This window comes from Saccharothrix coeruleofusca, assembly GCF_017876325.1.
GTDB classification, from domain to species: Bacteria; Actinomycetota; Actinomycetes; order Mycobacteriales; family Pseudonocardiaceae; genus Actinosynnema; species Actinosynnema coeruleofuscum.
Genome location: NZ_JAGINV010000001.1, coordinates 6133427 through 6156342 on the forward strand (window position 1 = coordinate 6133427; position 22916 = coordinate 6156342).

The following is a 22916-nucleotide window of genomic DNA, read 5'->3' on the forward strand; positions in this document are numbered from 1 at the left end:
GGCGCCCCCCGGTGACCGGCGAGGGTCAGTTGACGACGTCGTCCACGGACGGCGACTCGGTCCTCGACAGGTTGATGCCGAGGTTCGCGGCCGCGCGCTCCAGGTCTTCGTCGTCGCCGTCGCGCATCTCGATCGCGGCGCCGTCCGAGGACAGCACCTCGACGTTGAGGCACAGCGACTGCAGCTCCTTGAGCAGCACCTTGAAGGACTCCGGGATACCCGGCTCCGGGATGTTCTCGCCCTTGACGATGGCCTCGTAGACCTTCACGCGACCCAGCACGTCGTCGGACTTGATGGTCAGCAGCTCCTGCAGGGTGTAGGCGGCGCCGTAGGCCTGCATCGCCCAGCACTCCATCTCACCGAAGCGCTGACCGCCGAACTGCGCCTTACCGCCCAGCGGCTGCTGCGTGATCATCGAGTACGGGCCGGTCGACCGCGCGTGGATCTTGTCGTCCACCAGGTGGCCGAGCTTGAGGATGTACATGTAGCCGACCGACACCGGGAACGGGAACGGCTCGCCGCTGCGCCCGTCCAGGAGCACCGCCTTGCCGTCCTCCTTCACCATGCGCTCGCCGTCGCGGTTGGGCAGCGTCGAGCCGAGCAGGCCCATCAGCTCGTCCTCGCGCGCGCCGTCGAACACCGGCGTGGCGGTCTTCGTGCCCGGCTCCACCTCGTACAGGTCGGCGGGCAGGTTCTTCGCCCAGTCCGGGTCGCCGTTGATGCTCCAGCCCTGCTTGGCGATCCACCCGAGGTGGGTCTCCAGCACCTGGCCGATGTTCATACGACGCGGCACGCCGTGCGTGTTCAGCACGATGTCGACCGGGGTGCCGTCCTCCAGGAACGGCATGTCCTCGACCGGCAGGATCTTGCCGATGACGCCCTTGTTGCCGTGCCGGCCGGCCAGCTTGTCGCCGTCCTGGATCTTGCGCTTCTGGGCGACGTAGACGCGGACCAGCTCGTTCACGCCGGGGGGCAGCTCGTCGTCGTCCTCGCGGCTGAACACGCGGATGCCGATGACCTTGCCGTACTCGCCGTGCGGCACCTTCAGCGACGTGTCGCGCACCTCGCGGGCCTTCTCGCCGAAGATCGCGCGCAGCAGGCGCTCCTCCGGGGTCAGCTCGGTCTCGCCCTTGGGGGTGACCTTGCCGACCAGGATGTCGCCCGGCTGGACCTCGGCGCCGATGCGGATGATGCCGCGCTCGTCGAGGTCGGCCAGCACCTCCTCGGAGACGTTCGGGATGTCCCTGGTGATCTCCTCGGCGCCCAGCTTGGTGTCGCGGGCGTCGATCTCGTGCTCCTCGATGTGGATCGAGGTCAGGACGTCGTCCTGGACGATCCGCTGGGAGAGGATGATCGCGTCCTCGTAGTTGTGGCCCTCCCACGGCATGATCGCGACGAGCAGGTTCTTGCCCAGCGCCATCTCGCCGTTCTCGGTGCACGGCCCGTCGGCGATGACCTGGCCGACCTCGACCCGGTCACCCTCGTTGACGATGGGCTTCTGGTTGATGCAGCTGCCCTGGTTGGACCGGCGGAACTTGTGCAGCGCGTAGGTCTGCCGCGAGGCGTCGTCGGCCATGACGGTGATGTAGTCGGCGGAGATCTCCTCGACCACACCCGCCTTCTTGGCCACCACGACGTCGCCCGCGTCGACCGCGACGCGCAGCTCCATGCCGGTGCCCACCAGCGGCGACTCGCTGCGCAGCAGCGGCACCGCCTGGCGCTGCATGTTCGCGCCCATCAGGGCGCGGTTGGCGTCGTCGTGCTCCAGGAACGGGATGAGCGCGGTCGCCGCGGACACCATCTGGCGCGGCGAGACGTCCATGTAGTCGACGTCGCGCGGGTCGATGAACTCGACCTCGCCGCCCTTCTTGCGGACCAGGACGCGGTCCTCGGTGAAGTTGCCGTCCTCGTCGATCTTGGCGTTGGCCTGCGCCTTGACGTACCGGTCCTCCTCGTCGGCGGTCAGGTAGTCGATCTGGTCGGTGACCCGGCCGTCGACGACCTTGCGGTACGGCGTCTCGATGAAGCCGAACGGGTTGACCCGCGCGAAGGAGGACAGCGAGCCGATCAGGCCGATGTTCGGGCCTTCCGGCGTCTCGATCGGGCACATGCGGCCGTAGTGCGACGGGTGGACGTCGCGGACCTCCATGCCCGCCCGCTCACGGGACAGACCGCCCGGACCCAGCGCCGACAGGCGGCGCTTGTGGGTCAGCCCCGCGAGCGGGTTGATCTGGTCCATGAACTGGGACAGCTGGGAGGTGCCGAAGAACTCCTTGATCGCCGCCACCACCGGGCGGATGTTGATCAGGGTCTGCGGCGTGATCGCCTCGACGTCCTGGGTCGTCATGCGCTCGCGCACGACGCGCTCCATGCGGGACAGGCCGACCCGGATCTGGTTCTGGATCAGCTCGCCCACGGTGCGCAGGCGGCGGTTGCCGAAGTGGTCGATGTCGTCGACCTCGACCGGCACCTCGGTCTCGCCCGGCTTCATGGTCGTCTCGCCCGCGTGCAGGCGGACCAGGTACTCGATCGTCGTGACGATGTCGTCCTCGGTCAGCACGCCCGTGGTGATCGGGATGTCCAGGCCCAGCTTCTTGTTGACCTTGTAGCGGCCCACCTTGGCCAGGTCGTAGCGCTTGTCCTTGAAGAACAGGTTCTCCAGCAGGGCCTGCGCGGACTCCTTCGTCGGCGGCTCGCCCGGACGCAGCTTGCGGTAGATGTCCAGCAACGCCTCGTCGGTGCCCGCGGTGTGGTCCTTCTCCAGCGTGGTCAGCAGCGTCTCGCTGAACGAGAACCGCTCGCGGATCCGCTCGGCGCTCCAGCCCAGGGCCTTGAGCAGCACGGTCACCGGCTGGCGGCGCTTGCGGTCGATGCGCACACCGACGGTGTCGCGCTTGTCGACGTCGAACTCCAGCCAGGCACCCCGGGAGGGGATGATCTTGACGCTGAAGACGTCCTTGTCGGTCGTCTTGTCGATCGCCGTGTCGAAGTAGACACCGGGCGAGCGGACGAGCTGGGACACCACGACGCGCTCGGTGCCGTTGATGATGAACGTGCCCTTGTCCGTCATCATCGGGAAGTCACCCATGAACACCGTCTGGCTCTTGATCTCGCCGGTGGTGTGGTTGGTGAACTCCGCCGTGACGAACAGCGGGGCCGCGTACGTCATGTCCTTGTCCTTGCACTCCTCGGTCGAGGCCTTGACCTCGTCGAAGCGCGGGTCGGAGAAGGACAGGGACATCGAGCCGGAGAAGTCCTCGATCGGCGAGATCTCGTTGAGCACCTCTTCGAGGCCGCCCGTCGGCGCCTCGTCACCTTCGTCGACGCGGCGCTGGAACCACGCCTCGTCGCCGGTGAGCCATTCGAAGGACTGGATCTGCAGGTCGAGCAGGTTGGGCGTCTGAAGCGGCTCGTGGATCTTCGCGAAAGAGACTCGCTTCGGCGCTCCGGGAATCCCCGACGTGGAGTTGGTCGCAGCAGTGGCCTTGGTCGCGCGAGAGATCGCCAAGATGCGTCCTTCCAGGGACAGGTAGCTGGCTAGCAGCGGACTAGCACGGCTGTCAAGGGTGCGGCGATGCCCGGCAATCCAGCTCTCGGCGAAGGGCAAACGGAAAGAGGGCAGCGCAAAGGGGCAGTCTAGCCACGCGCGCAGCAACTGTCGAGAGGCACCTGGAAGGACCTTTCTCGTGCTCACCGACAGAGTGACCCGGACGACGCTCCCAGTCAAGATGCCACACGGCGATCACCCCTGTGGCGCAAGCCCCGTTTACTCGATGTAACGGCCTTGACCAGGAGAAATACACCGGTGCAAGCAGCGGTGAACCGCAGGCGGGTGTCCAGGCGCCGAAGGACGACCTCCGCGGTTCCGTTAAGTGACTTACCAGAAAGTGTGACCGACATCACGTTCACAAGGCTTGCTAGCGGCACTCCGCCAGCTCGGCCGACCGGTCCCCGCCCTGGCCGAACATCTCCATGTTGTCGATCTTCCACCGGTCGTCCACCCGCCGGGCCCCGACCCGCATCATCGCCATGCCGCCGCCGCTCTGGTTGTCCGTGGTCCGGGTGGTGACCTGGTCCACGAACAGCAGCGCGGTGGCCCGGTCGCCCTCCAGCGAGGTGACGCCGCTGCTGACCACCTTCACGGTGACCACCAGCTTCTGCTCCGGGGCCAGCGCGCGGACCGGCTCGAAGATCGCGCTGTACTGGCACTGGGCCTTGCCGGTGAGCAGCTCGGCCGCGGCCTTCTCGGTGGCCGCGACGTCGGCGAAGTTGTAGGAGAAGGACTTCTCCACGGCCTCGCGGGCCACGCCCGCCACCTCGGTGGTGGCCGCGCTGTCGACCAGCGCCCGGTTGTAGGAGACCTGGCCCGCGCGGGTCTGGAACCACGCGCCCAGGCCCACCAGCAGCGCGGCCAGCACGACCAGGGCGACCGGCAGCGCCCAGCCGGACCGCCTCGCGGAGGACTCCCCGTCCGCCCGCTCGTCCTCGGCGACGCGGGGAGCGGGCTCCTCCTCCGGCTCGACGGGCTCCACGGGCTCAGTGGGCTCAGCGGGCCCGGCGGGGTCCGCAAACGCTTGCGCGTCATTCGCGGGTTCGACGGCGGTCGGCTCGGCGGGGACCTCGGCGGGAAGCTCAACGGCGGGCTCGGGCTCGACCACGTGCTGCGGGGCGGTGCGCTTGCGCAGGCCCGCGACCCGAGGACGGGTGGTCGGCGGGGTGGGGACCGGGCGGCGGCGGATGGGGGGCACGGGCTTGTCCAATCCTGTCGTGGATCACGCGCCGCCGGCTCGGACCGGCCCCAGCGCGCTGAGCTTCCAACCGGCGTCGGTGCGGGTTAGCTCGGTCTGATAGCGGTCGACCTTCTTCACCGACTGCCCGCCTTCGGGCATCACCGAGGTCTCCACCACGGCGATCACCCGTGCCCGGCCCGCGCGGTCGTCCAGCTCGGTGACGGCCGCGTCGAGCACCCGGCTCTCGGTGACCGTCCTGGCGTCCGCCAGCTGCTTGGCGCGGACGGCCCGGTCCGACTCGATCTCCGAGCGCAGCGCGCCGGTCGAGGTGTCCAGCCAGCGGTCGAGGTCCCGGTCCACCTCGCGGTAGTCCAGCGTGGTGAAGTTGGCGATGCCGACCTGGCCGACCCGCAGCACCTCGTCGCGCTCGCGCGCGTAGGCCACCGAGTCGCTGTTCGAGGCGCCCCACCAGGACACACCCGCCCACACCGCGTACCCGGCGGCCAGCACCGCCAGCACCGCGGCCACCGGCAGCGCCCAGCGCCGCACACCCGTGCCCATCTTCTCCTCCGCCCCGCTCAGCCCGGCAGGCCGAGCAGCTGTCCCAGGCTGGTCAGCACCGGCACCCCGGCGGCCTGGCCGCCGGAGCGCTCCTGGCCCGGCTGGACCGTCGCGTTCCCGGTCGGCGTGCTCGGCACGCCGCCGAAGGGCGCGTTCTGCGCGCCGCGCACGCTGGTGGCACTGCCCCTGGCCAACGCACAGTAAGCCCCGGTGTTCAGCGGCGCCGCCGAGGTGTCGGTGCCCTGCCTGATCGTGGTGCCCTCGTAACCGACGGTGCACGGCGGCGGGTCGAACACGTTCAGCGCCAGCCCGAAGTGGGCCCGCCCGTCACCCGGTGCGACGGTGAACCCGCCGCCCACCACCAGCGGGTAGGTCACCGCGATCTGCTCCAGGCCGTCCCGCCGCGTCACCAGGATGTTCGCCGTGGTCAGCAGGTTGGCGAACAGCACGCCCAAGCCGGGGCCGCTCTCCGCGAGCAGCGCCGAGACCTGCTCGGCCGCCTGCGGGGACACCCCGATCAGCCTGCGCAGGTCCCCGTCGGAGCTCTTGAGCTGCTCGGCCAGCGCCCTGAGGTCGCCGCTGAACGAGCGGATCGCGCCGCCCTGCTCCGCCTGCGTGGTGAGCACCACCAGGCCGTTGTCGATCAGCGCCCTGGTCTGCGGCAGGTGCCGGGTGGCGGCGTCGGTGACCGAGCGGGTGCCGTCCAGCAGCGCTCGCAGGTCCGGCCCGGCGCCGTCGAAGGCCAGGTGCAGCTCGTCCACCACGGTCCGCAGCGAGTCCTCGGGCACCGACCGGGCGAACTCGTCCAGGTTGGTCAGCAGGCCGTCCACCGGCGGCGGCACCTTGGTCGCGGTGCGCGGGATGACCGAGCCCTCGCCCAGGTGCGGGCCGTCCTCGCGGCGCGGGCGCAGGTCCACGTACTGCTCGCCGACCGCGGACCGGTTGGCCACCACCGCCTCCAGGTCAGCCGGGATGGGCGGCGCGTCGGGGTCGACGGCCAGGTCCACCTCCACGCCGTCGGCGGTCAGCCGCAGCTGCCCCACCCGGCCCACGGTGACACCGCGGTAGGTGACCTCGGCGTTGGTGAAGATCCCGCCGGACTCGGCCAGCCGCATCGTCACCACGTACCCGGTCGAGCCGAACACCCGGCCCAGCCCGGCGTACTCCGCGCCCACGTAGCTGACGCCCAGCAGGGCGATCAGCACGAACGCGCCGATCCGGACCTTCGTCGCGCGGGGGATCACCGGCCACCTCCCAGCAGTGAACCCAGCAGGCCGCCCAACCCGCCGCCGGTGGCGCCGCCGGGCAGCGGGGCGGACGGGGACGGCACGGGCAGCGGTTGGGCGGGCAGCGGTTGATTGGGCAGCGGCAGCGGCAGGCTCGGTGCGGTCTGGCCCATGCCGGGCAGCGCCGCGCCCGGCAGCGGGCTCTGCCGGGACCGGCCCAGGTTCTCCACGATCGTGCCCAGGTTCAGGTCGATGTCGGCGTAGAGGTTGGTGTAGTCGCCCTTGACGCCGGCCACCGCCGAGTCCGGGAACGGGTAGGTCAGCAGCAGCTCCAGCGCGTTGGGCAGGTTGGCGCCCGCCTCCGCGAGCGCGCGCAGCGTCGGGACCAGCGCCTGGAGGTCGGCCACCAGGTCGTCGCGGCTGCGGTTGACGGTGTCCACCGCCACGTCGGACAGCGCGTCCAGCGACTGCAGCAGCGTCACCAGCTGGGTGCGCTGCTCGCTGAGCACCCGCAGCCCCGGCTCCAGGTCGTCGAGCACCACGCCCACCTGGTCGCGCTGGGCGGCCAGCACGCCGCCGAGCCGGTTGAGCCCGTCCAACGCCCTGGTGATCTCGGCCTTGTGCGAGTCCAGGTCGGCGACCAGCGCGTTCAACCTGCCCAGCAGGGACTTGACCTGCGCCTCGTTGCCCTCCAGCGCGGCGCTGAGCTCCCGGCTGATGTCCTGGAGCTGGGCCACGCCACCGCCGTTGAGCAGCATCGACAGCGCGCCGAACACCTCTTCGACCTCGGGGTTGCGGTTGGTCCGCTCCACCGGGATGACCGCGCCGTCGGCCAGCGCGCCCTCGGCGCGGCCCTCGGCGGGACCGTCCAGCTCCACGTACTTCTCGCCGAGCAGGGCGGACTGGCGCAGCCGGGCCACCGCGTTGGCGGGCAGCGACACCCCGCCGTTGACCGCGACGACCACCTCCGCGGTCCAGCCGTCCGGGGCCAGCGCGATGCGCTCCACCCGGCCCACCGGCACGTCGTCGACCTTCACCCCGGCCTGCGGCACCAGGTCCAGCACGTCCGCGAACCGCACCGTCACCCGGTAGGGGTGGTCGCCGAGGTCCGCGCCGCCGGGCAGCGGCAGGGTGTGCACGCCGTTGAACCCGCCGGACCCGCAGCCCGCCAGCAGCGCCCCCACGACGGCCAAGCCCGTCACCGGCCTCATCACTGGCCTCATCACTGGGGCACCCCCGCGAGCGGCAGGGGCAGCGGCAGCTTGCCCTGGTTGAGGTCGCCGATCACGTCGGCGGGCGTGGGCAGCGGCACCGCGCCGCTGAGCACCGGGCCGAGCTGGTCGCAGACCCGCGCCAGCGCCTGCGGCGCGGTGCCCGGCTCGACCTGCTGGAGCAGCTTGCAGACCAGCACGATCGGCGGCTGGTTGAGCTCGTTGATGTTCGCGCGGGTGTCCAGCGTGCCGGAGGCGGCGTTGTAGGTGTTCTGCAGGTTGCCCAGGGCCAGCGGGGCCACGTCCAGCGCCTCGGCCAGCGCGGCCCGCTGGTCCACCAGCACCTGCGTGATGCCGGTGAGCTTGTCCACGTTGGCCTTGATCGCGGCGCGGTTGTCCCGGATGAAGTCCCGCACCTGGCCCAGCGCGGTGGCCAGCTCGGCCAGCGCCGCGCCCAGGTCCTCCCGCTCGTCGGCGAGGAACCCGGCCACCTCGGCCAGCTGCCGGTTGAGGTCGCGCACCTGGCTGTCGTTGGCGGCCAGCATGGCGGTGAACCCGGAGAGGTTGTCCACCGTGGCGAATAGGTCCTCCCGCGAGCCGGACAGCGTGCGGGTGGCGTCGCCGAGCCGCTCGATCGTCTCGCCCAGCGCCTTGCCGTTGCCCTGGAGCACCCGCGCGGAGCTGTCCAGCAGGTCCGACAGCGCGCCGTCCCGGTTCGCCCCGTTGGGGCCGAGCGCGGCGGTGAGCCGGTTGAGGCTGTCGTACAGCTCGTCCAGCTCCACGGGGGTCGCGGTGCGCTCGCGCGGGATCAGCGCGTTCTCCCCCAGCGTCGGGCCGGTGCGGTAGACCGGGGCCAGCTGCACGTAGCGGTCGCTGACCACGCTCGGCGCGACCACCACGGCCTGCGCGTTCGCCGGGACCTTCACGGTGCGGTCGATCGACATGACCACCCGCACCGCGGTGCCCTGCGGCTCGACCCGGTCGATCGAGCCGATCCGCACGCCCAGCACCCGCACGTCCGAGCCGGGGTAGACGCCGACCGCGGAGCCGAACAGCGCGGTCACCCGGCGGCTGCCCGCGCCGCTGAACGCCCACCACATCGCGGTCGCGGCGACCAGGGCGAGCACGATCGCGATCACCACCGCGCGGGTCAGGTCGCGGCCGATCCGACTGGTGGCCATCAGCCCCCACCTCCGCTGCGCCGCACACCGGGCGGCAGGCAGCCCTCCTCGTTGAAGCCCACCGCGCCGAGGTTCACCGACGGCGGCAGCAGGCCGCAGATGTAGACGTCGAACCAGCGGCCGTTGCCCAGGGTGTTGGCGAACACCCGGAAGAACGGCGCCATCAGCGCCAGCCCCCGGTCGAGGTCGTCCTGGTTGCGCTGGAGCACCGCGGCCACCCGGTCCAGCTGCTCCAGCGCGGGCCGCAGCTGCTCGCTGTTGTCCGCGACCAGCCCGCCGAGCTGCTCGGCCAGCTCGCGGGTGCCGGTGAGCAGCGCGCTGATGGCGTCCCGCCGCTTGCGCAGCTCGGCCAGCAGCAGGTTGCCGTCGGCGAGCAGCTTCTCGAACTGCTCGTTGCGGTCGACCAGGGTGCCGCTGAGCTGCCTGGTGCCGTCGAGCAGGCGGGCCAGCTGCTCGTCGCGGGAGGAGATCGTCTTCGACAGCGCGGACAGGCCGTCCAGTGCGCCGCGCACGCTCTCCGCCGAGCCCTCGAAGGTCTCGGTCAGCACCTGGAAGCTGTCCGCCAGCTGCTTGGTGTCGATCTGACCGACCGTGGCGGCCAGCCCGTTGAACGCCTCCTGCACGTCGTAAGGGGCCAGCGTGCGCTCCTTGGGGATCGGCGTGCCGGGGTCCAGCGGCTGCCCGCCCTGCGGGTCCAGCGCCAGGAACTTCTGGCCCAGCAGCGTCTTGATCCGGATGGCCGCGGTGGAGCGGTCGCCCACCCAGGCGTCCTTGACCTTGAACGACACCCGCACCCGGTCGCCGTCGAGCCGGACCTTGGTCACCGCGCCGACCTTGACCCCCGCCACCCGCACCTCGTTGCCCGGCACCAGGCCCGCGGCCTCGCTGAACTCGGCCGCGTAGGTGGTGCCGCCGCCGATCACCGGCAGGTCGTCGGAGTGGAAGGCGGCCAGCAGCAGCAGGGCGATCACGGTCAGGCCGACCAGTCCGGTGGTCACCGGGTTGCGCTGGGGCTTCACGGGCGGCACCTCGGCTGGGTGACGGGCAGGGCGGTGATCGGGACGGGGTCGCGGATGACCGGCGGCACGGCCACCTGCCCGGTGCCCTCGCACAGGAAGAAGTTGAACCACGAGCCGTAGGAGGCGGTCCGCGACAGCGTCTCCAGCTTGCGCGGGAAGTTGTTCAACACGCCCTCGACCACCGCCTCGTGGTCGGCCAGGGTCCGCGACACCAGGCCGAGCTGGGCGATGTCCTCCTTCAGCGGCGCCCGCGCGTCCTCCAGCAGGCCCGCCGTGGTGCCGGTCAGCTCGCCCAGCGCGCTGATCGCCTCGCCGATCGGCTCCCGGTCGCCCGCCAGGCCGCTGGTCAGCCGCTGCAGGGTGTCCACCAGCTGGGTGACCTGCTCGCCGCGGGAGTTCACCGTGTCCAGCACGGCGTTGAGGTTGTCCACCACCTCGCCGATGACCTGGTCGCGGGCGGCCAGCGCGGAGGTCAGCGAGGCGGTGTGCCGCAGCAGGCTGTCCACGGTGCCCGCCTCGCCCTGGAGCACCTGGATGATCTCGTACGAGAGCTTGTTGACGTCCTCCGGGTTCAGCGCCTGGAACAGCGGCTTGAACCCGTTGAACAGCACGGTCAGGTCCAGCGCGGGCTTGGTGCGCTCCAGCGGGATCACCCCGCCCGGCGGCAGCACCGCGTTGGCCTGGCCCACGCCCTGCTCCAGCGCGACGTAGCGCTGGCCGACCAGGTTGCGGTACTTGATCGTCGCGGTCACCGACGCGGGCAGCACGCGCTCGCCGTCGAGGGAGAACTCCACCTCGGCCACCCGGCGGTCGACCACCCGGACCTCCTCGACCTGGCCGACCCGCACGCCCGCGATGCGCACGTCGTCGCCCTCGTGCAGCGCGGTCGCGTCGGTGAACCGCGCGGTGTAGGCGGTGGCGTCGGTGAAGCTCGCGTTGGAGATGGTCACCGCCAGCAGGGCGGTCGCCGTGATGGTGACCGCGGCGAAGACCAGCAGCTTCACCAGCGGCGCGGCCAGGTCCCTCATCGCAGCTCCACCTCCGCCCCCCGGTACAGCGGGCCCAGCAGCAGCGCGGTGAAGCCGGGCATCTGCTCGGCGGGCACGCCGAAGCGCGGCGCCAGCAGCGCGGCGAGGAACGCCTGCTCCTCCGGCGAGTTGGCCAGGCTGGGCGTCGACGCCACCGCCGAGGGCGAGGTGGTGCCCTGGGCCGCGGTCGGCGGCAGCACGCCGTCGCCGGTGCTGCGCCCGGCGGGCGGCGCGACCGCCCCGTCCCGCACCGGCCCCTCCGGCGGGTACTGCGGGAACGGGGTCGGCCTCGGCGTGATGTCGTAGCAGCGCGGGCCGCGCTTGTCGGCGTACTCCGGCTCGTCCTGGTTCGGCACGTACTTGCCGCGGTCGGCGGTGACCTCCAGCGTGATGTGCAGGCCGGGCTCGTCGGTGCCCTTGCCGAACACCTCGTCCATGACCGGCTTGAACCTGGCCAGCCCGTCGAGCAGGCAGGGGTACTCGGGCGCGTACTTGGCCATCAGCTCCAGCGTCGGCCTGCTGGAGTCGGCCAGCTGGATCATGTTGTTCTTGTTCACCGCCAGGAAGCTGTGCAGGTCCAGCGAGGTGGTGGTGAGCGAGCCGTACATGGTCAGCAGGTTGTCGCGCTGCTCGACCAGGGTGCGGCTGGTGGTGGTGGCGTCGCCCAGCGCCCGCACCAGGTCGGGCGCGGCGTCGGCGTAGACGTCGGACACGTCGGCCAGCCTGCTGATGCCCGCCTTGAGCGCGGGCAGCTGCGGGTTGAACTCGCCGAGGTAGTCGTCCAGCGCCACCAGGGTCTCCCCCAGCGGCTCGCCCCGGTTCTCCAGCGCCTGCGACACCGCGGTGAGCGTGGTCGCCAGCTTCTCCGGCTGCACCGCCCGCAGCACCGGCATCAGGTCGTCGAGCACCCGCTCCAGCTCGACCGCGCCGCTGGAGCGGTCCTGCTCGATCACCGCGCCCTCGGCCAGCGGGGCGGCCGTGGTGGCGCGGGGCGGCACCAGGCTGACGTACCGCTCGCCGAACAGCGTCTTGGGCAGCAGCCGCGCGGACACGTCGGCGGGGATGCGCTCGACCTTGTCGGGGTGCAGCGCCAGCTCCAGCTCCGCGCCGTCCCCGGTGGTGCGGATGGCGCGGACCTCGCCCACCACCACGCCGCGCACCTTCACGTCGGAGGAGGGCTGGAGCTGGTTGCCCACCCGGTCGGTCTTCAGCGTCACCTTCACGACCTCGGTGAACGCGTCGTTGTAGAGCGCCACCGTGAAGGTGAGGAACAGGGCGATCACCACCAGCAGGGTGACGCCGAGGAGCCTGCGCCGAATCGTCATCCCGCGATCCTCACCGTGGTCGTGGTGCCCCAGATCGCCATGCTGAGGAAGAAGTCCAGCAGGCTCGTCGTCACGATCGCGGTGCGCACCGCGCGGCCGACCGCCACGCCCACGCCCGCCGGGCCGCCGCTGGCGCGGTAGCCGTAGTAGCAGTGCGTCAGGATGATCACCACCGAGAACACCAGCACCTTGCCGAACGACCACAGCACGTCGACCGGTGGCAGGAACAGGGTGAAGTAGTGGTCGTAGGTGCCCGCGGACTGGCCGTAGAACTCCACCGTGATGGTCCGCGCGGCCAGGTACGAGGTCAGCAGGCCGATCACGTACAGCGGCACGATCGCCACGAAGCCCGCGATGATCCGGGTGGTCACCAGGAACGGCAGGCTGGGGATGCCCATGACCTCCAGCGCGTCGATCTCCTCGGAGATCCGCATCGCGCCCAGCTGCGCGGTGAACCCCGAGCCCACCGTGGCCGACAGCGCCAGGCCCGCCACCAGCGGCGCGATCTCGCGGGTGTTGAAGTAGGCCGAGACGAAACCCGCGAACGCCGAGGTGCCGAGCTGGTTGAGCGCGGTGAAGCCCTGCAGGCCCACCACCGTGCCGGTGAACACCGACAGGCCGACCATCACGCCGATGGTGCCGCCGATGACCGCCAGCGCGCCGCTGCCGAAGCTGACCTCGGCCAGCAGCCGCAGCGTCTCGCGCAGGTAGCGGGTCAGCGTGCGCGGCGTCCACAGCAGCGCGCGCAGGTAGAACCACAGCTGGTCGCCGAGGGTGTCCAGGACCTCCAGCGGGCGGCGGGCGACGCGGCGCAGCCGGTCGTTGATCGTGGCCACGTCAGCTCCCCTTCGCGGGCACGACCTGCAGGTAGATCGTGGTGAGCACGAAGTTCACGAAGAACAGCAGCAGGAACGTGATCACCACGGCCTGGTTGACCGCGTCGCCGACGCCCTTGGGCCCGCCCGCCGGGTTGAGCCCCCGGTAGGCGGCCACGATGCCCGCGATGAAGCCGAAGACCAGCGCCTTGATCTCGCTGATCCACAGGTCCGGCAGCTGCGCCAGGGCGGAGAAGCTGGCCAGGTACGCGCCGGGCGTGCCGTCCTGCAGGATCACGTTGAAGAAGTAGCCGCCCATCACGCCGACCACGCTGACCATGCCGTTGAGCAGCACGCTGACCAGCATCGCGGCCAGCACCCTGGGCACCACCAGGCGCTGGATCGGCGAGACCCCCAGCACCTCCATCGCGTCGATCTCCTCGCGGATCTTGCGCGAGCCCAGGTCCGCGCAGATCGCCGAGCCGCCCGCGCCCGCGATCAGCAGCGCGGTCACGATCGGGCTGGCCTGCTGGATGATCGCCAGCACGCTGGCCGCGCCGGTGAACGACTGGGCGCCGATCTGCCTGGTCAGCGACCCGATCTGGAGCGCGATCACGGCGCCGAACGGGATGGACACCAGCGCGGTGGGCAGCACCGTCACGCTGACCACGAACCAGCACTGCTGGATGAACTCGCGCAGCTGGAACGGGCGGCGGAAGGTGTTGCGCACCACGTCCGCGCCCAGCCCGAACAGCTGCCCCGCCTCCCGCAGCGCGCCCGCGCCGGGGAAGGCCGCCCGCCCGCTCACCGCACCCCTTCGGGCTGCCCGGCGGACACGCCGTAGCGCTGCCGCTCCTCGGGGGTGAGGCTGGCGATGATGCCCTCCCTGGCCTGCGGCGGCAGGGTGTGCAGGATCTTCATCACCCGGTCCTTGCGGCGGCGCACCGCCCCGCGCGGCGGCAGGCCGGGCGTCGGCTCCAGCTGCGGCACCACGCCGCGCACGTCCTCGTCCGGCGAGCCGTCGGAGTGCCCGGCCTGCTTGTGCGCCAGCTCGGCGGCCATGGTGGCCTGGTCCTTCTCCTCGGACATGCCGATCGGGCCGAGCCTGCGGCCGTTGAGGAACTGCTCCACCACCGGCTCGTCGCTGGTCAGCAGCACCTCGCGGGGGCCGAACATGACCAGCTCGCGGCGGAACAGCATGCCCAGGTTGTCCGGGACCGTGCGAGCCACGGTGATGTTGTGCGTGACGATCAGGATGGTCGCGTCGATCTGCGAGTTCAGGTCGATCAGCAGTTGGCTGAGGTAGGCGGTGCGCACCGGGTCCAGCCCGGAGTCCGGCTCGTCGCACAGGATGATCTCGGGGTCCAGCACCAGCGCGCGGGCCAGCCCGGCGCGCTTGCGCATCCCGCCGGAGATCTCGCCGGGGAGCTTCTTCTCCGCGCCGACGAGGCCGACCATCTCCATCTTCTCCAGCACGATCCGCCGGACCTCGGCCTCGGTCTTGCGGGTGTGCTCGCGCAGCGGGAACGCCACGTTGTCGAACAGGTTCATGGAGCCGAACAGGGCGCCGTCCTGGAACAGCACGCCGAACAGCTTGCGGATCTCGTAGAGCTTGTGCTCGGAGCAGCGCAGCAGGTCCACGCCGTTGATGACGATCCTGCCCCGCTCCGGCTTGAGCAGGCCGACCAGGGACTTCAGGAACACCGACTTGCCCGTGCCGGACGGCCCCAGCATCACGCTGACCTCGCCCGCGGGCAGGGTGAGGGTCAGGTCCCGCCAGATGGTCTGCTTGCCGAAGGACTTGGTCAGGCCCTCGACGACCACCTCGACGCCCATCGCACCTCCCGCTCCCGGCCACCTCGCCGCGACGCCCGCGTGACGGGTGTCATGACGGTGCAACGAGCCCGCGACGCCGTGGTTACTGGCCAGTCGGGTTCGCGGGGTTGCAGACCAGTAACGGTCCCCGGAAACAGCGCCAGGGCGGGCACCCGATGGGTGCCCGCCCTGGTCAGAGGCCCTGAGGGCCTCGGCTCACTTCAGCGAGATCTTCGCGCCGGCGGCCTCGAGCTTCTCCTTGGCGGCGTCGGCGACGTCCTTCGCCACGTTCTCCAGCAGCGGCTTCGGAGCGGACTCGACCAGCTCCTTGGCCTCCTTCAGGCCCAGGCCCGAGACGACCTCGCGGACGACCTTGATGACCTGGATCTTCTTGTCGCCAGCGCCCTCGAGGACGACGGTGAACTCGTCCTTCTCCTCCTCGGCGGCGGCAGCGGCGCCACCGGCGGCCGGGGCGGCGGCCACGGCGACCGGAGCCGCGGCGGTGACCTCGAAGGTCTCCTCGAACTGCTTCACGAACGCCGACAGCTCCAGGAGGGTCATCTCCTTGAACGCGTCGAGCAGCTCGTCGGTGCTGAGCTTCGCCATGGTGGCGGTCCTTTCTAGTCAACGCCCGTACTGCGGCCGGACGCGGAGTGTGGTCGGGTGTTGATCAGCTCTCGGCGGGCTCTGCGGCGGGAGCGTCGGCGCCCTCGGCGGACTGCTTCTTCTCCTGCAGAGCGGCGGCCAGGCGAGCGACCTGGGAAGCCGGGGCGTTGAACAGCCCCGCGGCCTTGGCCAGGTTGCCCTTCATCGCGCCCGCCAGCTTGGCGAGCAGCACCTCGCGGGTCTCGAGGTCCGCGATCGCGGTGACCTCTTCGACCGTGAGGGGGCGGCCGTCCATGAAGCCGCCCTTGATGACCAGGGCCTTGTTGTCCTTCGCGAAGTCGCGCAGGGCCTTCGCCGCGTCGACCGGCTCGCCTTCGACGAAGGCGATGGCGGTCGGACCGACGAGCAGGTCTTCCAGACCCGCGACGCCCGCGTCCTCAGCGGCACGCTTGACCAGCGTGTTCTTCGCAACGGTGTACGTGGTGCCCGCGCCGAGAGCGCGACGCAGCGTGGTGAGCTGCGCCATGGAGAGGCCACGGTACTCGGTGACGACAGCGGCCGAGCTGCCCCGGAACTTGTCCGTGAGCTCGGCGACGGCCGAAACCTTGCTGGGCTTCGCCATGATCGCCTCCTCTCTAGGGCTTCGAGGTGACGCCGGTCGAGCCGAGAGGTTCCGCGTCCAGGCACGAAAAACGCCCCTGCGCAGCAGCACAAGGGCGGACAGGCGCGTGCGAACGCGCCAAGCTCTCCTCGTCCTCCTGCGCGGGCCGCCCGCGGTGCTCGCGGGACCTTCGTCCCCCCGCCACGAGGGCGTGAGGAGACCAGCGGTCTTTGGTGGAACACCCCCAGCGTAGCCGACCGCATTCCGACCGCAAAATCGGCCATGATGTGATCCGTGACCGACGAGCAGCGGCCCCCGGACCTCGACCCCGAACAGCTGCGGCAGTTCCAGGAGTTCCAGCGCTTCCAGGAGTTCCAGCGCTTCCAGCAGGCGCAGGGCACCGCCCTGCCACCCGGTCAGGCCCTCCCACCGGGCCAACCCGCCCCGCCACCCGCCCCCGCGCGCAAACCCCTGTGGCAGGTCCTGCTGGGCAGCAAGCTGGTCCGCAGGCTGGTGTACCTGCTGATCGCCCTGCTCGTCGGCATGTACTTCTACGAGCGGTACTTCGGCGGCGACGACCCCGGCGACGTGGCCGTGGACAGCGGCGGCGTGACCAACAACCCGATCGCCCCGCAGACCCCGTGGGGCAACCTGGGCACGGTGGCCAAGCTCTACGGGCACGTGGCGCTGGACAACCAGGACGAGGCGTGCAGGCTGTTCGCCGAGGACGGGGTGGCGCGCGAGGCGTTCACCGCCTCCGTCGGCGCCGCCGACTGCAAGGCCGCCGTCGCCCGGCTGCACGAGCAGGTCACCAACGTGGCCCAGTACGAGCAGCCGCAGTTCCCCCAGCACATGCTCGGCACGCCGCCGGGCGGCACCACCGAGGTCAGCTCGTGCGAGCTGGCCGTGGCGGGCGGGCCGCGACTGGGCCGCTTCACCCTCACCAAGCTCTCCCCCAGCGGCGCCTGGGTGATCAGCGGCTACCGGGCCGAGACCTGCGCGGGCCGGTGAACGCGAAGAGCCCCCGGCGGGAGGCCGGGGGCTCTTCGTCGCTCGGGGCGAGGCGTCAGACAGCGGCCTCGTCGACGAGCAGGTTGCGCGTGCGGTTCGGGTCGACCGGGATGCCGGGGCCCATGGTGGTGGAGACGGTGACCTTCTTCAGGTACCGGCCCTTGGCCGCGGACGGCTTGGCGCGCAGGATCTCGTCCAGCGCCGCGGCGTAGTTCTCGACCAGCTTCTCCGGCTCGAACGACACCTTGCCGATGACCAGGTGCAGGTTGGCCTGCTTGTCGACGCGGAAGTTGATCTTACCGCCCTTGATGTCCGAGACGGCCTTGGTGACATCGGGCGTCACGGTGCCGGTCTTCGGGTTCGGCATCAGGCCGCGCGGGCCGAGGATGCGGGCGATGCGGCCCACCTTGGCCATCTGGTCCGGCGTCGCGATCGCGGCGTCGAAGTCGAGCCAGCCACCCTGGATGCGCTCGATCAGGTCCTCGGAGCCGACCGCGTCGGCACCGGCGGCCTCGGCCTCGGCGGCCTTGTCACCGGTGGCGAAGACGATCACGCGGGCGGTCTTGCCCGTACCGTGCGGCAGGTTCACGGTGCCGCGGACCATCTGGTCGGCCTTGCGCGGGTCGACGCCCAGCCGGATGGCGACCTCGACGGTCGCGTCCAGCTTCACCTTGGAGGTCTCCTTGGCGAGCTTGGCGGCCTCCAGCGGCGAGTACAGCCGCTCCCGGTCCACCAGCTCGGCGGCGTTCTTGTACGCCTTGCTGCGCTTCATGCTTCTGTCCTTCGATGTGGATCAGTTGTGGTGCGAGCCAGCGCGTGGCTCTCCCACGTGCTGCGGGAAGTGGTCAGCCCTCGACCGTGATGCCCATGGAGCGGGCGGTGCCGGCGATGATCTTCGCGGCCTGGTCGACGTCGTTGGCGTTGAGGTCGACCATCTTGGTCTGCGCGATCTCGCGGACCTGGTCCATGGTGACCTTGCCGACCTTGGCGCGGTGCGGCTCGCCGCTGCCCTTCTCCACACCCGCGGCCTTGAGGATCAGCTTCGCGGCGGGCGGGGTCTTGAGCTTGAAGTCGAACGAGCGGTCTTCGTACACGGAGATCTCGACCGGCACGACAGTGCCCCGCTGCGACTCGGTCGCGGCGTTGTACTGCTTGCAGAACTCCATGATGTTGACGCCGTGCTGGCCCAGGGCGGGGCCGACGGGCGGCGCGGGGTTCGCGGCCCCGGCCTTGATCTGCAGCTTGATGACAGCTGCGAGCTTCTTCTTCTTGGGTGGCATGTCCGTGCTTCCTCTATCGCGGTATCCGCGCGCGGCCCTGCCAGCCGCAGCGTGGCTGCCCGGCTCCCCGGAGGAAGCCGGATCAGATCTTGGAGACCTGGCTGAACGACAGCTCGACCGGGGTCTCGCGGCCGAAGATCGACACCAGGACCTTCAGCTTCTGGCCGTCCGCGTTGACCTCGCTGATCGTCGCGGGCAGCGTGGCGAACGGGCCGTCCATGACGGTGACCGACTCGCCGACCTCGAAGTCGACCTCGACGGTGGACTTAACCGGTGCGGCGGCCGCTTTCTTCCCGGCGGCCGGCTTCTGCTCGACCTGCGGCAGCAGGAACTTGAGCACCTCGTCGATGGTCAGCGGCGACGGCTTGGAGGTCGCGCCGACGAACCCGGTCACGCCCGGCGTGTTGCGCACCGCGCTCCACGAGGCGTCGTTGAGCTCCATCCGGACCAGGATGTAGCCGGGCAGCACCTTGCGCTGCACCTGCTTGCGCTGGCCGTTCTTGATCTCGGTGACTTCCTCGGTCGGCACCTCGACCTGGAAGATGTAGTCCTCCATGTCCAGGGTCTGGATGCGCGTCTCGAGGTTGGTCTTGACCTTGTTCTCGTAGCCCGCGTACGAGTGCACGACGTACCAGTCGCCGGGCGCGCGGCGCAGCGCCTCGCGCATCTCCGCGGCCGGGTCGACCTCGTCCTCGTCGACCGCCACGTCCTCGGCCACCGCGGTCCCGTCGGTGTCCTCCGGCGTCGCGACCTCGACGTCCCCGGTGTCGTCACCGTCCTGCTCGGCGGTGAGCTCCCGCTCGTCGGTCAGGTCGTCCAGCTCCTGGGCGTCGACGCCGTTCTCGGAGGTCACTGTGGGTCTCGCTTCCTTTCGTGCATCACGTGTCCAGCCCCCGCCCGCGAGCGGGTCAGCCGGTCCGGCCTCAGCCGAACAGCCTGAACACGCCCCAGGCGAAGGCGGCGTCCAAGCCGAACACCAACGCCACCATGAAGGCCACGAAGACCAACACGACCGAGGTGTAGGTGACCATCTGCTTGCGGGTCGGCCAGATGACCTTCCGCAGCTCGCTGACCACCTCGCGGACGTAGCGGATGAGCCGCGCGAAGATCGAGGGGCGCTTCTCCCGGTCTTCGCGCGCCCTGGTCGGCTTGCCCTTGCGGGTGGCCTCCGCGTCGGAGTCGGCCTTGGCGGCCTCCTTCGACGGCTTCGCCTCGGCGGAGCGCGCGGCGTCCTTGCGGCCCGCCGGACGCGCGGAACCACGGCGCTCGCGGCGCGCGGCGGCGGTGACCGGCCGGGAGGCGCGCTCGCGCTCGTCCGGCTGGTCCTGCTCGCGGCCCTCGCTCATGCCGTCCTCCGCTCACCATCGCGATTCGACGCAGGGGCGACAGGACTTGAACCTGCAACCTGCGGTTTTGGAGACCGCTGCTCTGCCAGTTGAGCTACACCCCTTTGGAGCCCTCGGACTCCCTGGCTGCGGACGTCTTGCACCCTCCTCACGTGGCTCGTGAGGCAGCGGCATGGCGTCCCAAGACCGGAAGCATACGGCACAGCGGGGGCACTCTTCCAACTGGCCCGGTCAGCGGGGGTGCCGGCGGCAAAACCGGTGGTGTCGTCTGCCACGATTGGCGGCATGGCTACGCCTGAGACGACCCCCGCGACCGGCACCCCCGACTTCCCGAGGATCTCCAAGCGGATCGGCGGCATCGCCGAGTCCGCGACCCTCGCGGTGGACGCGAAGGCCAAGGCGCTCAAGGCCGCCGGGCGGCCGGTGATCGGCTTCGGCGCGGGGGAGCCGGACTTCCCCACGCCCGAGGCGATCGTGGCCGCCGCGCAGGCCGCGTGCGCCGACCCGCGCAACCACCGCTACACGCCCGCCGCGGGCCTGCCCGAGCTGCGCGAGGCGGTGGCCGCCAAGACCCTGCGCGACTCCGGCTACCGGGTCCCCGCGAGCCAGGTGCTCATCACCAACGGCGGCAAGCAGGCCGTCTACCAGGCGTTCGCCACCATCGTCGACCCCGGCGACGAGGTGCTGCTGCCCGCCCCGTACTGGACCACCTACCCCGAGGCGATCACCCTCGCGGGCGGCGTCCCGGTGCAGGTCACCGCGGACGAGTCGACCGACTACCTGGTGACCGTCGAGCAGCTGGAGGCGGCCCGCACGCCGCGCGCGAAGGTGCTGCTGCTGTGCTCGCCGTCCAACCCCACCGGTTCGGTCTACAGCCGCGAGCAGATCACCGCGATCGGCCAGTGGGCGCTGGCCAACGGCCTGTGGGTGATCACCGACGAGATCTACGAGCACCTGGTCTACGACGGCGCCGAGTCGGTGTCGCTGCCGGTGGCGGTGCCCGAGATGGCCGACCGCACGATCGTGCTCAACGGCGTGGCCAAGACCTACGCGATGACCGGCTGGCGGGTCGGCTGGCTGATCGGCCCGGCCGACGTGGTCAAGGCCGCGGCCAACCTCCAGTCGCACCTGACCTCGAACGTGGCCAACGTCTCCCAGCGCGCCGCGCTGGAGGCGGTGTCGGGCCCGCTGGACGCCGCGCACGAGATGCGCGAGGCGTTCGACCGCAGGCGGCGCACCATCGTCGAGCTGCTGTCCGCGATCCCCGGTGTGACCTGCCCCACGCCGAAGGGCGCGTTCTACGTGTACCCCTCGGTCAAGGAGCTGATCGGCAAGCGGCTGCGCGGCACCACCATCACCGACACGGTCACGCTGGCCGCGCTGATCCTGGAGCACGCCGAGGTCGCCGTGGTGCCCGGCGAGGCCTTCGGCACGCCCGGCTACCTGCGCCTGTCCTACGCCCTGGGCGACGACGACCTGAAGACCGGCGTCACCCGCATGGGTGAACTCCTCCGCGAGGTGAGCTGACCCCACCCGGCCGCCCCGGTTCCATCGGGGCGGCCGGGTGGTAGTAACCGGCCCTTGAGCGGGTGCCGGGTAGTACTTGCAGGCGCGGTCAGGGGAGGCGGACGCGGGCGAAGGCGCCGCCCAGGACCGACTTGCCCTCGAACGAGGCCGTCACGTTCACCTTGAACGTGCCGTCCTCCAGGACCTTGGTCACCTTCCCGGTGACCTCCACGAGAGCGCCCTCGTCGTCGTCAGGCACCGGTACGGGCCTGCCGAACCGCACGCCGTACTCCACGACGGCTCCGGGGTCGCCCGCCCACTCGGTGACGATCCGCGCGGCCATCCCCATGGTCAGCATCCCGTGCGCGATCACGCCGGGCAGCCCCACCTCGCGGGCGAACCGCTCGTTCCAGTGAATCGGGTTGAAGTCCAGCGAGGCCCCCGCGTACCGGACCAGGTCGGCGCGGGTGATCCGCAGCGACACGGGCGGCAGCTCGTCCCCCACGGACACGTCAGCAGCTGCGAGCACCATCACGCACCCTCCCCGCGCACCACGAGCGTGGACCGCCCGGTGGTCACCAGTTCCCCGTCCTCGGCCGTGATCTCGGCCCGCAGCGACACCATGTCGTTGCCCATGCGGGAGGTGATCCCGTCGACGTGCAGCACCACCGACAGCCGGTCCCCGGCCCGGATCGGCCGGTGGTGCACGAACGACTGGTCCCCGTGCACCACCCGGCTGTAGTCCAGGCCCAGCGCGGGGTCGCCGATCAGCTGGTCGCTGGCCTTCATCGACAGGATGGTCGCGAACGTGGGGGGCGCGATCACGTCCTGGTACCCGGCGGCCCGAGCCGCCTCGACATCCCGGTGCACGGCGCTGCCCGCCCCCACCGCGTCGGCGAACTCCCGGATCTTCTCCCGCCCCACCTCGTAGGGCTCCGCAGCCGGGTAGGTCCGTCCGACGAACGACAAGTCAAGAGCCACCGCAGCAGGCTATACGCAACGAGGCCCGCCCCCACCGGGGGACGGGCCTCGCGCGAACCAGGGATCGGACGACCCTCAGCGGGTCTCCTTGTGCGCCCGGTGCGTCTTGCAGTTCGGGCAGAACTTCTTGATCTCCAGGCGGTCCGGGTCGTTGCGCCGGTTCTTCCTGGTGATGTAGTTCCGGTGCTTGCACACCTCGCACGCGAGGGTGATCTTGGGGCGTACGTCGGTAGCAGCCACGGTCCTTGCCTTTCTAGAGCTCGGTGGCCCCGAAAACCCGAGGCAGGCTTACCACCCCGGCGGGATAAAGCAACCCCGCCGGCACCACCCGACCCAACCACCGGATCAGGGGGTCCAGGGGGGCGAAGCCCTCCCCGGGCGGGGTCCGGGGGCTGCGCCCCCGGTGTGATGCGGAGCGAGCCCGGTCCGCGCTTTCCGCGGACATGCCTCGCCCACTCGCGTAGCGGTGGCCGGACTTGAACCGGCGACACAGCGATTATGAGCCGCTTGCTCTGCCAACTGAGCTACACCGCTTCACACAACACGGCCGCGATGCTCACGCACCGCGGCCAGTTGTGGAGCCCCTTTACGGAATCGAACCGTAGACCTTCTCCTTACCATGGAGACGCTCTGCCGACTGAGCTAAAGGGGCTTGCTCTTGCGGAGCGAGGTGA

23 protein-coding genes and 3 tRNA genes are annotated in these 22916 nt (G+C 70.8%); 2 read left to right on the top strand and 24 right to left on the bottom strand.

Translation table 11 applies throughout. The features are described from left to right. Positions 1-25 precede the first annotated feature (25 nt). The 14 genes from rpoB to rplJ form a co-directional block, all read right to left on the bottom strand. Positions 26-3508: a DNA-directed RNA polymerase subunit beta gene (gene rpoB, locus JOF41_RS27830; protein ID WP_189224130.1), complete on the bottom strand. Its 3483-nt coding sequence runs from the start codon at positions 3506-3508 to the stop codon at positions 26-28. A 409-nt stretch (positions 3509-3917) separates the two neighbouring features. Continuing rightward, entirely contained in the window at positions 3918-4748 is an 831-nt protein-coding gene (locus tag JOF41_RS27835; RefSeq protein WP_209623038.1) for a hypothetical protein, read from the bottom strand. Positions 4749-4772: 24 nt separating this feature from the next. After that, positions 4773-5291: an Rv1363c family protein gene (locus JOF41_RS27840; protein WP_209623040.1), complete on the bottom strand. Its 519-nt coding sequence runs from the start codon at positions 5289-5291 to the stop codon at positions 4773-4775. A gap of 17 nt (positions 5292-5308) precedes the next feature. Next, positions 5309-6535, bottom strand: a complete 1227-nt coding sequence (locus JOF41_RS27845; protein ID WP_209623042.1) for an MCE family protein — start codon at positions 6533-6535, stop codon at positions 5309-5311. Next, positions 6532-7728, bottom strand: coding sequence for an MCE family protein (locus JOF41_RS27850; protein ID WP_209623050.1), 1197 nt, complete (start codon positions 7726-7728; stop codon positions 6532-6534). Before JOF41_RS27850 ends, JOF41_RS27845 begins: the two co-directional genes overlap by 4 nt. A gap of 11 nt (positions 7729-7739) precedes the next feature. Continuing rightward, the gene (locus tag JOF41_RS27855) at positions 7740-8909 is read right to left on the bottom strand and encodes an MCE family protein (RefSeq protein ID WP_209623052.1); all 1170 of its coding nucleotides are present in this window, start codon (positions 8907-8909) and stop codon (positions 7740-7742) included. Beyond that, entirely contained in the window at positions 8909-9928 is a 1020-nt protein-coding gene (locus JOF41_RS27860; protein WP_189224124.1) for an MCE family protein, read from the bottom strand. Before JOF41_RS27860 ends, JOF41_RS27855 begins: the two co-directional genes overlap by 1 nt. Next, positions 9925-10956, bottom strand: coding sequence for an MCE family protein (locus JOF41_RS27865; protein WP_209623054.1), 1032 nt, complete (start codon positions 10954-10956; stop codon positions 9925-9927). Before JOF41_RS27865 ends, JOF41_RS27860 begins: the two co-directional genes overlap by 4 nt. Further along, entirely contained in the window at positions 10953-12281 is a 1329-nt protein-coding gene (locus JOF41_RS27870; RefSeq protein WP_209623056.1) for an MCE family protein, read from the bottom strand. Before JOF41_RS27870 ends, JOF41_RS27865 begins: the two co-directional genes overlap by 4 nt. Beyond that, the gene (locus JOF41_RS27875) at positions 12278-13117 is read right to left on the bottom strand and encodes an MlaE family ABC transporter permease (RefSeq protein ID WP_189224121.1); all 840 of its coding nucleotides are present in this window, start codon (positions 13115-13117) and stop codon (positions 12278-12280) included. Before JOF41_RS27875 ends, JOF41_RS27870 begins: the two co-directional genes overlap by 4 nt. A 1-nt stretch (position 13118) precedes the next feature. Next, entirely contained in the window at positions 13119-13904 is a 786-nt protein-coding gene (locus tag JOF41_RS27880) for an MlaE family ABC transporter permease (protein ID WP_209623058.1), read from the bottom strand. Further along, positions 13901-14932, bottom strand: coding sequence for an ABC transporter ATP-binding protein (locus JOF41_RS27885; protein ID WP_209623060.1), 1032 nt, complete (start codon positions 14930-14932; stop codon positions 13901-13903). Before JOF41_RS27885 ends, JOF41_RS27880 begins: the two co-directional genes overlap by 4 nt. A gap of 195 nt (positions 14933-15127) precedes the next feature. Then, the gene (gene rplL / locus JOF41_RS27890) at positions 15128-15517 is read right to left on the bottom strand and encodes a 50S ribosomal protein L7/L12 (protein WP_189224119.1); all 390 of its coding nucleotides are present in this window, start codon (positions 15515-15517) and stop codon (positions 15128-15130) included. A 64-nt stretch (positions 15518-15581) separates the two neighbouring features. Beyond that, positions 15582-16139: a 50S ribosomal protein L10 gene (gene rplJ / locus JOF41_RS27895; protein ID WP_189224118.1), complete on the bottom strand. Its 558-nt coding sequence runs from the start codon at positions 16137-16139 to the stop codon at positions 15582-15584. Positions 16140-16412: 273 nt separating this feature from the next. Here rplJ and JOF41_RS27900 point away from each other — a divergent pair, with 273 nt between their 5' ends. After that, positions 16413-17129 carry a hypothetical protein gene (locus JOF41_RS27900; protein WP_189224117.1) on the top strand — a complete coding sequence of 239 codons (717 nt, stop codon included), beginning with the start codon at positions 16413-16415 and terminating at the stop codon, positions 17127-17129. A gap of 55 nt (positions 17130-17184) precedes the next feature. Here JOF41_RS27900 and rplA read toward each other — a convergent pair whose 3' ends face one another. The 5 genes from rplA to JOF41_RS27925 form a co-directional block, all read right to left on the bottom strand. After that, a complete protein-coding gene (rplA, locus tag JOF41_RS27905) occupies positions 17185-17901 on the bottom strand; it encodes a 50S ribosomal protein L1 (protein WP_189224116.1) in 717 nt (238 codons plus the stop codon). A 73-nt stretch (positions 17902-17974) separates the two neighbouring features. Next, a complete protein-coding gene (gene rplK, locus JOF41_RS27910) occupies positions 17975-18409 on the bottom strand; it encodes a 50S ribosomal protein L11 (protein WP_189224115.1) in 435 nt (144 codons plus the stop codon). Positions 18410-18491: 82 nt separating this feature from the next. Beyond that, positions 18492-19262 (bottom strand): transcription termination/antitermination protein NusG, encoded by a 771-nt coding sequence (nusG, locus tag JOF41_RS27915; protein ID WP_209623062.1) that lies wholly within the window; start codon positions 19260-19262, stop codon positions 18492-18494. Between the two features lie 70 nt (positions 19263-19332). Further along, positions 19333-19755 carry a preprotein translocase subunit SecE gene (gene secE / locus JOF41_RS27920; RefSeq protein ID WP_189224113.1) on the bottom strand — a complete coding sequence of 141 codons (423 nt, stop codon included), beginning with the start codon at positions 19753-19755 and terminating at the stop codon, positions 19333-19335. A gap of 31 nt (positions 19756-19786) precedes the next feature. Beyond that, positions 19787-19859: transfer RNA gene (locus JOF41_RS27925), tRNA-Trp, on the bottom strand. 181 nt (positions 19860-20040) lie between these two features. Between JOF41_RS27925 and JOF41_RS27930 the strand changes: the two genes are divergently transcribed. Beyond that, on the top strand, positions 20041-21282 hold the full coding sequence (locus JOF41_RS27930; RefSeq protein WP_189224112.1) for a pyridoxal phosphate-dependent aminotransferase: 1242 nt from the start codon (positions 20041-20043) through the stop codon (positions 21280-21282). 88 nt (positions 21283-21370) lie between these two features. Here the strand turns inward: JOF41_RS27930 and JOF41_RS27935 are convergent, their stop codons facing one another. The 5 genes from JOF41_RS27935 to JOF41_RS27955 all read right to left on the bottom strand — a co-directional run bounded on the left by JOF41_RS27935 (position 21371) and on the right by JOF41_RS27955 (position 22894). Beyond that, positions 21371-21793 carry a MaoC family dehydratase gene (locus tag JOF41_RS27935; protein ID WP_189224304.1) on the bottom strand — a complete coding sequence of 141 codons (423 nt, stop codon included), beginning with the start codon at positions 21791-21793 and terminating at the stop codon, positions 21371-21373. Beyond that, positions 21793-22242: a MaoC family dehydratase N-terminal domain-containing protein gene (locus JOF41_RS27940; protein WP_189224111.1), complete on the bottom strand. Its 450-nt coding sequence runs from the start codon at positions 22240-22242 to the stop codon at positions 21793-21795. The genes JOF41_RS27935 and JOF41_RS27940 overlap by 1 nt, the downstream gene beginning before the upstream one ends. 75 nt (positions 22243-22317) lie before the next feature. After that, positions 22318-22482 carry a 50S ribosomal protein L33 gene (rpmG, locus tag JOF41_RS27945; protein WP_189224110.1) on the bottom strand — a complete coding sequence of 55 codons (165 nt, stop codon included), beginning with the start codon at positions 22480-22482 and terminating at the stop codon, positions 22318-22320. A gap of 221 nt (positions 22483-22703) precedes the next feature. Further along, positions 22704-22776: transfer RNA gene (locus JOF41_RS27950), tRNA-Met, on the bottom strand. Between the two features lie 42 nt (positions 22777-22818). Next, positions 22819-22894 (bottom strand) — tRNA-Thr (locus JOF41_RS27955). Positions 22895-22916: the final 22 nt, after the last annotated feature.